Raw genomic sequence first — 14,425 nt, 5'->3', positions numbered from 1 at the left:
ACAGGTTTCTTTACCGTATATTCGATGTGTAGAGGGGACAGTGCCGTATGGGCATTATTCCCAATAATATGGAATTGCGAATATCGCATGGCTGTTGCGCTAAAATTTGGACGTCAGGAACTATATGCAATATTAAAGATGGTATTGCTGAAATGGTATGATAATTTTGTGACTGAAAGAGTATTTTTATATAAAAACAGTTGGTTGTGATTATGCCGGTATGGTATTTTATGTTGACCAACCTTGGCGTATTTTCTTTTATGGGATAGTTAAAAGAAAAATTTTCTCATGATATTTGATAGCTATGCAAATTTGATAAACTCAATGAAATAAAAAAATAGGGCAGACGACTGGTATCTGTTCAAAGAATATCACGTATCGTTTGCAGGGATAGAATAAATGAGGCGGTGGTAAACCGCGTTAACAGGTTGTGAATGAAATGTGCTTGGCGGACACACTTAAAACTCCTCAAGGCGTAAGTCAATCCACAGCTTTTTTAGCGCTGGAGAAAAGCATGCATTGAGCGGTGTTTTTATTTTAGGCAGCTTGTTTCTCGGAAAAGCCGATTATTCCGGAAACTCTCATTTCATGCGGTTCATTTCTTATCATAGCCGGATTTTACGGTTACAGCGTCAAGATAATTTTCTCCCCATTTGCACATGGCTTCCAGTATCGGAATGATACTTTTCCCAAAATCGCTGAGAGCGTATTCCACTTTTGGGGGAACGACGGGATAACAAGTACGGACAATCAAGGTATCCGCTTCCAATTCCCGCAGCAGCTGCGTCAGCATTTTTGGCGTAGCTTGCGGAATGAGTTTTCCTATTTCATTGAAACGCAATGTGGTGTCAATGAGATGCCATAAAATGAGAGCTTTGTATTTTCCGCTGATTAAATCCAATGTCGCTTCAACGGGACAATTGAATGTGCTTGGGCATTTCACCGGGTTTTCTCCTTAATAGTATCTTTTTGGGTACTCTATATCAAAAAAGTGCGTTCTTGCTTTTTTTATTGTCACTGATAAAAGTATAGTGTCGAATATTTGCTCAGTCAACTGTTCCGCATATATTCTGCATAAATCATATTACCGGAAAGGAGTTGTTATGGATTTTTTAAGTCTTGCGAAAAAAAGATACAGCGTGCGGGCTTACACAAAACAAAAAGTGGAAGAAGAGAAATTAAACGCGATTTTGGAAGCTGCCCGTGTCGCCCCGACAGGCGGAAATTGCCAGCCTCAGCATTTGATTGTCGTGCAAAGCGAAGAAGGGCTGAACAAGATTGCGAAAGCCGCCCGCGTTTATGATGCGCCGCTTGCGGTCATTGTTTGCTGCGATACGGAAAAAACATGGACACGTCCGTTTGACGGTAAAAAATTAACAGACATTGACGCCGCAATCATCACTGACCATATGATGCTGGAGGCAGCCGATTTGGGATTGGGCAGTGTTTGGGTCTGCTATTTCAAGCCCGATGTTTTGAAAAAGGAATTTGGGCTTCCGGCGCATATTGAACCTGTCAACATACTTGCTGTCGGGTATGCGGACACGGAACGTCAGCCCGCTCCTCCCGCAACCCGGCACGGCACAATGAGAAAGCCGTTGTCCGAAACCGTATCTTTTGAAAACCTTTAAACAAAAAGCGGACTGGAAATTCTTAGTCCGCTGATGTCATGAAATGATAAAAAAGCCTTGGCTTTCTTCCCGCCAAGGCTTTTCACGATTGATATGTCTTTGTCCTATACAACGCCGTGTGCGCCGGGTTTTTCTATTTCCTCACCTTTCGTTTGTTGGCTGACATATAAATCAATATCCCCAAAAGCCATAAGAATCGGGCTTGCCACGAAAATTGAGGAGTAGGAGCCGACAATGATACCGATAAGCATGGTCAGGGCAAAGTCGTTGATAACGCTGCCGCCGAGCAGGTAAAGGCTGAGGCAGGCGGCAAGGGTCGTGAGTGAGGTCATCAAGGTACGCGCCAAGGTTTGGTTAGCGCTTAAATTAATAACTTCGCCGATGCTCGGTTTCTTGTCCTGTTTTTGGATAAGGGAAATATTTTCACGGATACGGTCGTAAACAATGATGGTGTCGTTGAGGGAATAGCCGACGAGGGTAAGCAGGGCGGCTATGACATTGAGGTCGATTTCTTTGCCGAAAAGCGTAAGCAAACCGAGTGTCACAAGCACGTCGTGGATAAGGGAAAGCAGCGCACCCAATGAATAATTGAGTTTCGCCTTCCACGATAAAATGAGCGTGACCACAAGGGCGAAGCAAATGGCGTACATCTTATTGAAAAGAACAATGTTGAATTGCGTTGAAAGGAAATCCAAAATAAAGATGATTCCCCATAAAAGCACGGCAATGCCCGCGGCTGTGAACCAGTTATGCTCAAAGCGTCCGGAAATGTAAACGGTGATAAGCAAAATGGAATAGAAAACAGCTTCGACAGCCATGTCCCGCAGTTCGGAGCCGACTTTGGGACCGACCATTTCAAGGCGTGTGATTTCAACTTGGTTATCGCTGAAACTTTCCTGCAAAGTCTTATTCAGGTCTTGTCTGAGGTTTTTATGCCCGCTTTCGGACGCGCTGAAACGCAAGAGATAATGATTGTTGTCATCATCGATTTTTTGCACGATAAGTCCGGGCATTTCAATATCTTTGAGGGCTGATTTCACTTCATCGTCGCTGACCGGATTTTTAAATTCAATCTGCACCATGACGCCGCCTGCGAAGTCGACGCCGTAGCTTAGTCCTTTGTTCATGACAATGGCGAAAATACCGATGAGCATGACGAGGGAAGTAAGGATATACGCAATTTTCCTATATCCGACAAAATCAATATTAACAGTAGGTTTTATAAGTTGAATAGGCATATGCTTCTCCTACACGCTCAACGTTTTATCCGGATTTTTGCTTGTCCACCATTCAAAAAATGCACGGCAGACAAAAACAGAAGTGAACATCGAGGCGACAATTCCGAGACTGAGGGTAATTGCGAAGCCGCGTATCGGACCTGTTCCGAATTGGTAAAGGATAATCGCGGCGATAATGGTGGTGATGTTGGAGTCGATAATGGAAATGCTCGCACGGCTGAAACCGGCATGAATGGCTTCCGCCGTGCTCATGCCCAAACGCAGTTCCTCGCGTATTCTTTCAAAAATCAACACGTTGGCGTCAACAGCCATGCCGATAGTCAGCACGACCCCTGCGATTCCCGGAAGGGTGAGGGTTGCGCCGAACATGGAAAGTCCTGCAAACAAAAGGGTCAGTGTTCCGCATAAGAGAATATCGGCAACAATGCCGGAAAAGCCATAGAACAAAGGCATCATGCCGAGAACGAGCAAGGCGCCGATTACGGAAGCGGTTATACCGCTGCTGATGGATTCTTGTCCGAGGGAAGGACCGACTGTGCGCTCTTCCAAAATATTGACAGGAGCGGGCAAAGAACCTGCTCTTAGAACAACTGCCAAGTCGTTCGCTTCTTCGGTTGTGAAGTCGCCGTTGATGCTTGCTTCGCCGCCTGCGATCCTGTCTTGAATGACGGGGGCGGAGTATACTTCGCCGTCAAGAACAATGGCGAGGCGCTTTTTAATATTTTCGCCTGTGATTTTTTCAAAGGCGATAGCCCCCTGCGGGCTGAATTTCAATGAAACATAGGAAGAACCGTATTGGTCGAAAGAGGGGCGGGCATTGGCGATGTCGGCACCTGTGAGCAATACTTCATTATCCAAAATAACAGTCGATTTACCGCCTTTCTTGTCAAGCAGAGGGAAACGGCTTGTGCCGGCAGGCAGAACCATGCTGTTCGGGTTGATGTCGTCGCGTACAAGCCTGAATTCCAGATGGGCGGTTTGCCCGACAATTTGGATTGCGCGGCTTGTATCCGTCAGCCCTGGGAGCTGAACCTGCACCTGATTATTGGATTGTTTGCGGATATCGGGTTCAGCAACGCCGAATTGGTCGATACGGTTTCTGATGGTGCGGACAACTTGGTCAAGGGTGAGGCTTTCCGCTTCTTTTCTCGCCATGTCGGTCAGCACATATTTCAAGCTCAGTCCCTCGGCGGAACCGGCATTGTAAACATTTTCGGAAACGAGCTGCAAGTTGGGATACCATTTTTGGATAATCTCTTTAATTGCTGTGGCATCACCCTTTTTAGGAACAATGATTTCCAGCTCGCCGTCGGTCAGTCGCGGGCGCAAAACAGTATGCCCTTCGGAAATAATGCGGTCACGAACGCCTTGTCCCGTGATGGAAAGAGTGCTTTCAATGGCTTTTTCAACGTCAACGCCAAGGGTTAAATTCATTCCGCCCTTGAGGTCAAGCCCGAGATTGATACGCTGGCTCGGAAGCATGTCACTGATGAAACTGTTTCCGATAGCAGGAATGTTGGGTAAGGAATAGTATAATCCTGCCAGTAGGACAAGAATGGACAGAAATAAACGAAAGTTGATTGATTTCATGGAATATCCCGAATTGAGTTTGGCTTTCTGAACAAAGAAACCCCTCCTTGAGAAGGAGAGGTGAATTTGTCTTATTTATCCGGAGTGTTTTCTTCAGAAACTTTTTCCAAATGTTTTGGGTCGTATGTTCCGCTTACATAAGAACGGGGAGTGCGGACTTTGGAATCGCCAAGGTCGATGGTGAAAATATCGTTGTCAATTTCAACGATACGGCCGAGCAGCCCGCCGGAGGTGATAACATAATCGCCTTTTTTCAATGCGTTGAGCATTTCTTTGTGTTGTTTCGCTCTTTTTTGTTGTGGACGGATCAATAAGAAATAGAACACAACAAACATGAGGATAAGAGGTACGAAGGATGCGAAAAGTCCGCCGGTTTCACCGGCTGCTCCGGGATTTCCCGCAGCGGCGTAAGCAATTGAGGTAAGCATTTAAGCCTCCAAAATAGAATTTACCAAAAGGTATGAAAAAAATAATCACGTTTGATATTTTGACAATATCAAAATACTTATAACGCATTTTTTTTATAAATGCATTAGTTATTTTATTGAAAAAAAATTTTATGTTTTTTCTTATTTGCCAATGCAAAATTCTTCAAAAATAGCATTAAAGGTTTCGTCCACGCCGCATAGCCCGGTAATGGCTGAAAGAAATTGTGCGGCGCTTTCAAGACGGATTGCCGTGATGTCCGGCGGAAGGAAGTCTATCTCGGTTTGTAAAAGGGCGAGTTCGTCATACGCGTTTTGCAGAAGTTTCGCCTGTCTGCGGTTAGGGGCTATTTCGCTTTTTATTTCATTGCCCGCAATGAGCATTTCATGTGCTTTTCGGGCTAAGTCGTCGATGGAGTGGTGGAAATATGTTCCTTGTTTTTTTTCACGCGCACAAAGGCTGAGGACGGGACAAGCCGTTTTTTCTTCAAGAACCCGCAGTTCTTCCTGCGCGAGAGGGGCGATGTCCGCCTTGTTCCAAATGCAGATTGTTTTGGCATGGCTTGGCAGTAAAGAAAGTTCCGCCTGCATGGCGGCATAGATTTCATCTGTATCTTTGCGGCACTGCTTCAAAATCGCATTGCCGTCAAAAACAAGAAAGACGATGTCGGCTTTTTCTATCAAGGAAAGACTGCGGCAAATTCCCTCCGCTTCAATGGGGTTTATGGGGGCGTTTCGTCCTGAAAGGGCATTGCCGTTTATGCCTGCAATGATTTCTTTTGTGCGTTCATCGTCCAAGTGCGCGCTTTTGTTTTGATAATTTTCCATTATCCACGCTATTTCGCGAAGCCCTGCCGTATCTGTCAGCCGGACGGGAAGTCCCGCAAGGGAAGTCGCTTCTTCCAAATAATCACGGGTTGTGCCTGCCTGGTCTGTGACAATGGCACGTTCCCTTCCCAAAAGGGCGTTCATAAGGCTTGATTTTCCCGCATTGACTTGTCCCGCGAGCACAACCAGGGCTCCTTCCTGCCAAGGCTTTGCCCTGTCATAGGCATTGATGAGGGCTTCGATGTCCGTTTGGAGTTTGCCGACAAGCGCATGAAATTCCGCATGGGGCAGGCATTCTCCCTCTTCTTCGGGAAAATCAATGGCAAGGCACAGCCTGCGGCGTATGTATTCGATTTGCGTGCGGAGGTCTTCAATGCATTGTCCTAAGCGTCCGTGCAGTTTCGCCGCCGCAAGGCGCAATCCTTCGACGCTCGGGGCGGAAATGATTTCAGCCACGGCTTCCGCTTGGGAGAGGTCCAAGCGTCCGTTCAAAAACGCGCGTTTGGTGAATTCCCCGGCTTCCGCTTGGCGTATGCCTAAAGAAAGGATGTAATCGAGCATGGCATGCAGCAGGAGATTGTTTCCATGGGCATGAATTTCCGCAACGTCTTCCCCTGTATAGGAATGGGGAGCGGGAAAATAAACCGCCAGTATTTCGTCCAAAAGCTCTTTCTGCCCTTTGTTTTTGAGAATAAAAGAGCCATAATGCATGTAGCGGGGTTTGAGCGTGAACCGCGCTGCTTTGCGCGGGCGGAAAACCGTTGTTAATATCTCTTTCGCTTTTTGTCCGGAAATTCTGATAACTCCAAGTCCTCCGGCGGAAGAGCCGGTGGCGATGGCTGCGATTGTATCTTTTTTATCCATTTTATCCATGGTCTTGCATATGTTTATTTTTGGAAATTAATTCTTCAACACCGCCAAGGCAATATCCTGTGATCTGCCCCTGCGCGACAACAGTTTTTTCCCGGTCCGTAATGGTGATCTGGTAGACGACCATTTTTGAACCGTTTTTTAAAAGATCAGCCCTTGCGAACAGTTTATCGCCAATGCCCTTATTCAAAAAAGAAAGGGAACTTTGGCTGTTGACGCAAAACCGTCCGCAGGCATGGCAGGCGGCTTCAAAACATAAGTCAGCCAAACTGAAAATCGCTCCGCCGTGGGCGATGCCAAGGGGATTTTTATGTTTGTCCGTCAAAGGCATGGCACATTCGGCAAAATTTTCCGAAAAATCAAGAAGTTCGATTTGAAAATAATTTCCGATAATGTCTTTTTCGCCTATGAGGTCTTGTATTTCTTCTTTTGTGATTGCGTACATCTTATTCGTCTTCTATCAAAAATTTTTCGTTTTCATCAGCATAAGCTTTTTCAAAATGGGCTTTGTATTCTTTATATTTTCCCTCAAAAATAGCTTTTCTCGCATTTCGCACAAGATTTAGGAAAAATGTCAGATTATGCAGGGAATTGAGCCTGAAAGACAAAATTTCCTGACTGGCGTAAAGGTGCCGTAAATAGGCTTTGCTGAATGTTCTGCAGGTATAACAGTCGCAATGCTCGTCAAGCGGGCTTTCGTCTTCCGCAAATTCCTTTCTTTTGATATTGATTTTGCCGTTGTAGGTGTAAAGGGTGCCGTTTCTTGCGTTTCGCGTGGGCAGGACGCAGTCGAACATGTCGACGCCGTTTTCAATGCCGTAAAGAATGTCGAGAGGCGTTCCCACGCCCATGAGATAGCGGGGTTTCGTCCGCGGAAGAAGAGGATTGAGCTGTGCGATAATCTTTACCATCTTATGTTTCGGTTCGCCCACGGCAAGACCGCCTATGGCGTATCCCTCCATGCCGATGTCCATAAGGGCTTTTGCGCTCATTTCCCTCAGTTCCGGATAGGTTTCCCCTTGGACAATGCCGAATAAAAGATTGCCGCGGGAATTTTCGCCGACGGCGTTTTCGCTTTGAGGAATTTCATTGACCAAATGGGGCGGATAGGCATCACGGCAGCGCTTTGCCCACGCGGCACTGCGCTGTACCGCTTTCAGCGCTTCTTTTTCCGGCGCTCCGTAACCTATGCATTCGTCAAGCTGCATCATGATGTCGGAATTTAAATTCCGTTGTATGGAAATAACTTTTTCCGGTGAAAAAATATGTTTTGAGCCGTCGAGGTGGGAGCGGAACTCGACATATTCGTCTGTCATTTTCCGCAGGGAACTGAGACTGAAAACCTGAAAACCGCCGCTGTCTGTCAGGATAGGTTTGTCCCAAGCGATAAATTTATGCAGTCCGCCGCGGCGGGCGATGAGTTCGTCATTGGGGCGCAGATACAAATGATAGGTATTGCCTAGGATAATCTGTGCGCCGAGGGCGTTTAAATCATCGGGAGCAATGGCTTTCACGCTGCCAACTGTTCCGACGGGCATAAAAATCGGGGTTTCGATTACCCCGTGTACCGTATGCAAAAGTCCCGCTCTGGCATTGTTGTCGACCGCTTGCAATGTAAAATTTCCGATGAGGCTTCTGTCCATTGTTTTTTTCCATTAAGTTTTTTTATCTCGTTTGCTATGGTATAATAAAGCGCTCTTCTTGAAAAGGAAAAAGTTTTCGGACTTAAAATAAAAAAGGAAGCTTGAAACGGCTTCCTTTTTTCTTTTTGGTTAAGAAAAATTACAGATTGTAATCGCCTCGATTAAATTTGTACGTTTCTGTTACCGCCATAATTTCCAAATCGTTAATCACGGCGTCCAATGAAGAATCTTTTTGAGAAAGACTTGCATAGTTTTGACGCAAACCGTTCACACTTTGGCTGAAAGCTGAAAGCTCTTTCCATGCTTGCTTTAAATCGGAATCGGAGCTGAGATTTTGCAAGTTTTTAGTGTATTCGTCAAGTCCGGAAAGGGAATTTTCAATGTCAGCCATAAGAGAAAGAACATCATATTCATCATTTTCTTCTTCATCTTCCGCGCTTGTTCCCGTCATGGGCGCGGCGCCGCCCATAGGGGCGCTTTGCGCGGTTTCCGCCTTTTGGGCGTTCATGTGCTGATTTGAAATTCCAAGAGAAGTCAGTGAAATCTCTTCATTCGGACTTGTTGCGTCTGGCTTTTGGAGGGCATTTTGCAAAATGTCGTCAAAAGCAGCGGAGCTGTCTGCACTCTTCGTTTTAGCTGTTTGAGCTTGTTGTTGAGCGAGAAGAATTCTTTCTAATTCTGAGTTTATCTTCATACTTCACTCCTTGGGGAATAGTCCCCGCACGCAGTCCATAGACAAGACCATATGCCGAAACAGGCAAAAAGTATAGTCTTAATCTTTGGTTTCCTTACCTTATGCAAAAGGCTTGCCAAAAAGTCTAGACTTTTTTTAACCTATTTATTTTGTTATTTTTATTTTTATATCGTGCGTTTTTGCAAGTAAAAAAAACGAGTAAAAATTTCCTTAAAAAAAAATTTTTTTGCAAAGTATCATTAATAACTTGTGCAGACGGAAAAAAATACCTATTATGGATTTAAGAAGTTTTATGAACGTTAATTCTTGGAAGGAGATTTTGTTATGGCATCTTTTAATAAAATTGTATGTGCTTTGGATTTGGCGGAGCATAGCAAGGAAGTTGCTTCCTATGCAACCATGCTTGCGCAGCTTTCCGGCGGAAGCGTGGTGGCTCTTTATGTCGCTCCGACCATGACGCAGTATACCGGTTTCCATGTTCCGCCCAATTCCATTGATACGTTTGTCAGTGAAATTGTCGACGGTGCGAAAGTTACCATGGAACAATTCGTGAAAGAAAATTTTGCCGGCGTGAATGTGACTTTCGACGTTGTCATCGGCTACGCCGCCGAAGAAATTTTAGCTTGCGCCGAAAGGGAGAATGCGGATCTTATTGTTATGGGCACGCACGGCAGAACCGGTATCGACCGTATGCTTTTCGGCTCTGTTGCTGAAAAAGTTGTTAAAAATTCATCTATTCCGGTTTTAACCATCCGTCCGACAACAGCAGCCGAATAAACAATACAGACAGAATTTCGAAGGGCTTTGGCAGTCGTCAAAGCTCTTTCTTTCTGCGGGGATTTTCATGGACATCAAGAAAAGCACGTTACCGATTTGTGAACACATCCAATCTTTTGAGCCTTATGTCGCAGGCTTGTCCATTGATGAAATTAAAGAAAAATATCAACTGGAACATGTTATTAAAATGGCGAGCAATGAAAATCCGTTCGGCTCTTCAAAGCTTGCGCAAAAAAGCATGGCGGAAAATGTTCACAACGCTTTCCGCTATCCCCAGGCTGGAAATCCCAAGCTTGTCAAAGCGTTGGCGGCATATTACCGGAAGAAATACCCTTTTTTGACCGAAAAACAAATTTTTGTGGGCAACGGTTCCGATGAAATCATTGATTTGCTTTTCAGGGTGCTGACCATTCCGAACAAGCATAATGCCGTGATGTTCAAGCCGTGTTTCGGGCTTTATTCGACACAGGCGAAAGTGCAGAACTGCGAAATCCGCACGGTGCCGTTAAAAGAAGATTTCGGTTTTGATTTTGCCGGACTCAGGGCTTTGGTTGATGAAAATACGGCTCTGGTTTTTGTCACAAGCCCGGACAATCCGAGCGGGCGTCTGGCGGACAGGCAGGAATTGCTTGCTTTTGCAAAATCGCTGCCTGAAACGTGCTTGCTCGTGGTTGACGAAGCCTATGTCGAATTTGCGGGAAATGAAGAAGACTGTTCCGTACTTGCTGAATTGGGTTCTTTAAAAAATGCGGCGGTTATGCGTACGTTTTCAAAAGTTTATGGTCTTGCGGGCATGCGCGTGGGTTATATTTTCGCGCCTGAAACAGTGGCGGATTATTTATGGCGGATCCGTTTGCCCTTTTCCATAAATGTCTTGGCGCAGGAAGCGGCTGTCTGCGCTTTGGAAGATGAGGAATTCAAGCAAAAAACCATCGCCCATACGGTGTCGGAACGGCATAAGATGGCGAAGGTTTTGGCTGAACTCGGCTGCATGGTTTATCCGTCCCATTCCAATTTCATCATGTTCAAACCTTTGTTTTTGTCTGCAAAAGCGCTTTGTCAAAAGCTTTTGGAGCGGGGCATCATTATCCGTTCCCTGTCCAGTTACGGCTTGGACGAATATGTTCGTGTTTCTATTGGGACGGAAGAAGAAAACAGGATGTTTTTAACGGCAATGCGCGAATTTGCGGGAAAAGGAAATTTCATTGTGACCATTGACGGTCCCGCCGGCGTGGGAAAAAGCACGCTGGCCAAAAGGCTGGCGAAGCATTTGGGCATTGCCTATTTGGATACCGGGGCGATGTACCGGAGTTTGGCTTTGCATGCGGGAGCGGGTGTTGCGGATTTGAGCGATGCCGAAATGCGCGAAATGTTCACAGCATATTCTTATGCCCTGAAAAAGGAAGATGATCAATATGCGCTTTATTTCAACGGAAAAAAAATAGGCGAAGAAATCCGTACGGAAAAAGCGGGGCGTTTGGCTTCCGTTGTGGCGAAAATTCCGGAAGTCCGCAAAGCGCTGCAAAAATTTCAGCGTGAAATAGGGGAAGAAACGGCTTTGGTGGCGGAAGGCAGAGATATGGGAACAGTTGTTTTTCCTTACGCACCCGTAAAATTTTTCCTTGACGCCCGCCCGGAAGTGAGGGCGAAACGCCGTTATGACGAGCTTACCGGTAAAGGTCAGCAAGAAAAATATGAAGATATTCTGCAAAATATCATCGCCCGTGACGAGCAGGATAGAAACAGGGCTGCCGACCCTTTGGCTCCGCATGAAAACGCAATTATCGTGGATACGTCCGAACTCGACATCGAGGGCGTTTTTCAGGAACTCGTCAGGCACTGCCAAATCGTTGCCGCCGGAGACAAATAAATGCGGATCAAAGTTCTTTCCTTCCAAGAGGAACTTTTCGAGGCGAAGCTCATTCAAAGGGAACGCCGTTTCTTTATTGAATTTGCGGATGAAAAAACCAGCTTGGAACAGCTTGCGGCAGGGCGGTATGAAAGCGGATTCGCCCATACCAACAACACGGGTTCCATGCTCGGGCTGATTAGGAAAGGACGTTCCATTTTGCTTTCCCATGCCCGTAATCCCGTACGGAAACTCGCTTATACGCTTGAGGCGATTAATTTGAATAAGGAAAATGAAAAGCCTTTGTGGCTTGGAGTGAATACTTCTGTTCCCAATCGTTTTTTGCAAAAACTTTTTGAGCTTAATCCGTCGTATGATTATGCTTTGCTGCCTTTTGCAAGAGGTTTCCGGCAAATAAGAATGGAAGTGAAAAACGGTGAAAGCCGTCTTGACGCTTGTCTTTTTTCCGAAAACCAAACTGAAAAACTGTGGATTGAATGCAAAAATGTTTCCATGGCGGAATATGATGCGGCAGCTTTCCCTGATGCCGTGAGCGAACGGGGGCGAAAACATTTGGATACCCTTATGCGGTTAAAAGCTCAGGGCGACAGGGCGTTAATGTTTTATGTGGTGCAAAGGACCGATGCGTCCTGTTTCATGCCTGCGGATTTTATCGACGGCGCCTACGCCGAAAAACTGCAAAAAGCCTATGCCTGCGGCGTTGAAGTATACGCGGTTGCCGCCGATGTGCAAAAAGACGGAATTTATTTCGGGGGTTATCTAAAACTTGCGCCTTGTTATTTTAAAGGATAATATAAAAAAAATCAGCTTTCAGGATGTGTTGTGAAGAAACTGTTCTTGCTTTGTTTAATGGTTGCAGTGTGTTGTCTTTCTTTTTCCTATAAAAAAGTTTTGGCGCATCCCCTTGATTTCACTGTTTTGCAGCTGGGTTGCCATAGTGCTGGTTCAACAATGGAAAGCGTTCCCCATATTCTGGTTATCGGCGGCATACAGGGGGATGAACCCGGAGGCTTTTCCGCCGCCGCGCTTCTTGGAACGCATTATGAATTTAAAAACGGTTATGTGACCATTATCCCCAATTTGAATTTTTTTTCCATTGTCAACAGAAATCGCGGTTCTTTCGGAGACATGAACAGAAAATTCGCCAAAATCAGCAGGAATGATCCCGATTACCGCGCAGTGAGGCGCGTGCAGGAGCTTATCCGTTCTCCGGAAGTCGATTTGATTTTAAATTTGCACGACGGCAGCGGTTTTTACAGCCCAATCTACGTGAACGAAATGCAAAATCCCAAACGTTGGGGAAATTCCGTCATTATCGACCAAGAGGAGTTCAAGGATATTCCTTTTGGCAATTTAGGCGAAATCGGCCGCAGGGTCGTGGCAAAAGTGAATGAAAATTTGCTTGAAAAAGGGCATTCCTATCATCTGAAAAATACGGAAACCGCCAAAGGCGATAAGGAAATGGAAAAGTCATTGACTTGGTTCGCCCTCGGTCAAGGAAAACCCGCCTTTGGCATTGAAGCGACAAAAAATGTGAACACGCCAGGAAGGGTTTATTACCATTTGCATGCGATAGAAGCTTTTTTTGAAGAAGCGGGCATTGAATTTTCGCGTGATTTTTCTTTGACGATAGAGGGAATCGGCGAGGCGCTGAATACCGATATTTACCTTGGATTTATGGATGACAGGCTTATTTTGCCCCTGGACGATATTAAAACCTCGCAGATCGGGGTTTTTCCCATGCGGAAAAACTACGGAGTCAAGGGAAACAGCCCCATATTAACCGCCCTTGCTGAAAAAAATATGATGCAGGTTTATTACGGAAACAACCGTTTGACGAATTTTAAAGTCGAATGGCTTGAATGCGACACTTCGCTTGAAAGTATGGAAATAGAAATTGACGGAAACGTTTATGACGCAAAGTTCGGAGATATGCTTTTTGCAGAGGAATATGTGAAAATCCTTCCTCAAAAAGGGTATCGCCTGAATGCTATCGGAGCTGTCGTGGGCAACGGTCCGCGCGGTGACGAAAGCGGAATAAAAATTTATAAAAAAGATTTTCAAAAGCGTTTTTCGCTTGATAAGAAAGGAAATCAATATCGTTTGGAAGTATATTGCGGAGCAAAATACACAGGAACCTTTGTTTTGAATTATGTGCAGGAACTTCCGGAAAATCCGGTATATTCTCCTTTGGAGTAAAGGTGTCGTATGCAAAGAATCCCAGAACCTTTGAAAATTCTTGTCGAACAAATAGCCAGACTTCCCGGTCTCGGTCCGAAATCCGCCATGCGTGTCGCCATGACGTTATTGAAATGGCCGGAAGCCGAAACCATGCGTCTTGGCAAGAATATTTACGAGCTGCGGGGAAATCTGCATTTATGCGGTGAATGCGGGGCATTGTCCGATGTCGACCCCTGCACGATTTGCTCCGACCCTTTGCGTTCCGATGATATGCTTTGTTTGGTTTCGGAATGGGACAGCATGCTGACCCTTGAAGAGGGCGGCTTTTATAAAGGAAAATATTTCATCTTGGGGGGCTTGCTTTCGCCGTTGGACAGCCGTTCGCATGAATATTTGGAAATGGATAAGCTTATGCAAAGGCTGGATAGGGGGGACGTGAAAGAACTTGTGCTTGCTTTGGGCGCTACCGCGGAAGCTGAGGCGACTGCCGTTTATGTGCGTGAAAAAGTGACGGCGCGTTTTCCGGCAATGAAAGTGACGCGCTTGGCCCAAGGCATTCCTTTGGGCGCGGAAGTGAAGTTCATGGATAAGGAAACATTACGGCAATCTCTGCAATACAGACAGGAATTATAAGAAGATGACGCAGAAAAATAAGATTTGTGTTTTGCATACAGGAAT

At 45.6% G+C, this 14,425-nt stretch carries 14 protein-coding genes and 1 pseudogene; 7 read left to right on the top strand and 8 right to left on the bottom strand.

From position 1 onward, the window contains the following. Positions 1 to 595 precede the first annotated feature (595 nt). A complete protein-coding gene (locus tag JBF11_RS06110; RefSeq protein ID WP_334314611.1) occupies positions 596 to 943 on the bottom strand; it encodes a winged helix-turn-helix transcriptional regulator in 348 nt (115 codons plus the stop codon). A gap of 160 nt (positions 944 to 1,103) precedes the next feature. Between JBF11_RS06110 and JBF11_RS06105 the strand changes: the two genes are divergently transcribed. Further along, positions 1,104 to 1,631 carry a nitroreductase family protein gene (locus JBF11_RS06105; protein WP_334314610.1) on the top strand — a complete coding sequence of 176 codons (528 nt, stop codon included), beginning with the start codon at positions 1,104 to 1,106 and terminating at the stop codon, positions 1,629 to 1,631. Positions 1,632 to 1,735: 104 nt separating this feature from the next. Here JBF11_RS06105 and secF read toward each other — a convergent pair whose 3' ends face one another. The 7 genes from secF to JBF11_RS06070 form a co-directional block, all read right to left on the bottom strand. Then, the gene (gene secF, locus JBF11_RS06100; protein WP_334314609.1) at positions 1,736 to 2,869 is read right to left on the bottom strand and encodes a protein translocase subunit SecF; all 1,134 of its coding nucleotides are present in this window, start codon (positions 2,867 to 2,869) and stop codon (positions 1,736 to 1,738) included. Positions 2,870 to 2,878: 9 nt separating this feature from the next. Continuing rightward, positions 2,879 to 4,459, bottom strand: coding sequence for a protein translocase subunit SecD (gene secD, locus JBF11_RS06095; RefSeq protein ID WP_334314608.1), 1,581 nt, complete (start codon positions 4,457 to 4,459; stop codon positions 2,879 to 2,881). 71 nt (positions 4,460 to 4,530) lie between these two features. Then, positions 4,531 to 4,887, bottom strand: coding sequence for a preprotein translocase subunit YajC (yajC, locus tag JBF11_RS06090; protein WP_334314607.1), 357 nt, complete (start codon positions 4,885 to 4,887; stop codon positions 4,531 to 4,533). A 141-nt stretch (positions 4,888 to 5,028) separates the two neighbouring features. Beyond that, complete coding sequence (locus JBF11_RS06085; RefSeq protein ID WP_334314606.1) at positions 5,029 to 6,585, bottom strand: tRNA modification GTPase; 1,557 nt, start codon at positions 6,583 to 6,585, stop codon at positions 5,029 to 5,031. Continuing rightward, on the bottom strand, positions 6,578 to 7,027 hold the full coding sequence (locus JBF11_RS06080) for a PaaI family thioesterase (RefSeq protein ID WP_334314605.1): 450 nt from the start codon (positions 7,025 to 7,027) through the stop codon (positions 6,578 to 6,580). The genes JBF11_RS06085 and JBF11_RS06080 overlap by 8 nt, the downstream gene beginning before the upstream one ends. A 1-nt stretch (position 7,028) precedes the next feature. Next, the gene (tgt, locus tag JBF11_RS06075) at positions 7,029 to 8,225 is read right to left on the bottom strand and encodes a tRNA guanosine(34) transglycosylase Tgt (RefSeq protein WP_334314604.1); all 1,197 of its coding nucleotides are present in this window, start codon (positions 8,223 to 8,225) and stop codon (positions 7,029 to 7,031) included. 139 nt (positions 8,226 to 8,364) lie between these two features. Continuing rightward, positions 8,365 to 8,919, bottom strand: coding sequence for a hypothetical protein (locus JBF11_RS06070; RefSeq protein WP_334314603.1), 555 nt, complete (start codon positions 8,917 to 8,919; stop codon positions 8,365 to 8,367). A 324-nt stretch (positions 8,920 to 9,243) separates the two neighbouring features. Here JBF11_RS06070 and JBF11_RS06065 point away from each other — a divergent pair, with 324 nt between their 5' ends. From JBF11_RS06065 to recR, 6 genes and pseudogenes are all read left to right on the top strand, one after another. After that, positions 9,244 to 9,696 (top strand): universal stress protein, encoded by a 453-nt coding sequence (locus tag JBF11_RS06065; RefSeq protein WP_334314602.1) that lies wholly within the window; start codon positions 9,244 to 9,246, stop codon positions 9,694 to 9,696. 67 nt (positions 9,697 to 9,763) lie between these two features. After that, positions 9,764 to 10,879: pseudogene (hisC, locus tag JBF11_RS06060) on the top strand (histidinol-phosphate transaminase); the annotation flags it as partial. Next, complete coding sequence (cmk, locus tag JBF11_RS06055; protein ID WP_334316320.1) at positions 10,871 to 11,566, top strand: (d)CMP kinase; 696 nt, start codon at positions 10,871 to 10,873, stop codon at positions 11,564 to 11,566. The pseudogene hisC and the gene cmk, both read left to right, overlap by 9 nt. Then, complete coding sequence (sfsA, locus tag JBF11_RS06050; RefSeq protein WP_334314601.1) at positions 11,567 to 12,358, top strand: DNA/RNA nuclease SfsA; 792 nt, start codon at positions 11,567 to 11,569, stop codon at positions 12,356 to 12,358. Between the two features lie 30 nt (positions 12,359 to 12,388). Then, positions 12,389 to 13,765, top strand: a complete 1,377-nt coding sequence (locus JBF11_RS06045) for a M14 family metallopeptidase (protein WP_334314600.1) — start codon at positions 12,389 to 12,391, stop codon at positions 13,763 to 13,765. A gap of 9 nt (positions 13,766 to 13,774) precedes the next feature. Continuing rightward, the gene (recR, locus tag JBF11_RS06040; protein WP_334314599.1) at positions 13,775 to 14,380 is read left to right on the top strand and encodes a recombination mediator RecR; all 606 of its coding nucleotides are present in this window, start codon (positions 13,775 to 13,777) and stop codon (positions 14,378 to 14,380) included. Positions 14,381 to 14,425 lie beyond the last annotated feature (45 nt).

Origin of the sequence: Taurinivorans muris (assembly GCF_025232395.1) — a bacterium.
Taxonomy (GTDB): Bacteria; Desulfobacterota; Desulfovibrionia; order Desulfovibrionales; family Desulfovibrionaceae; genus Taurinivorans; species Taurinivorans muris.
The sequence above is the reverse complement of the archived record's forward strand: the minus strand, read 5'-3'. Positions and strand labels throughout refer to the sequence as shown.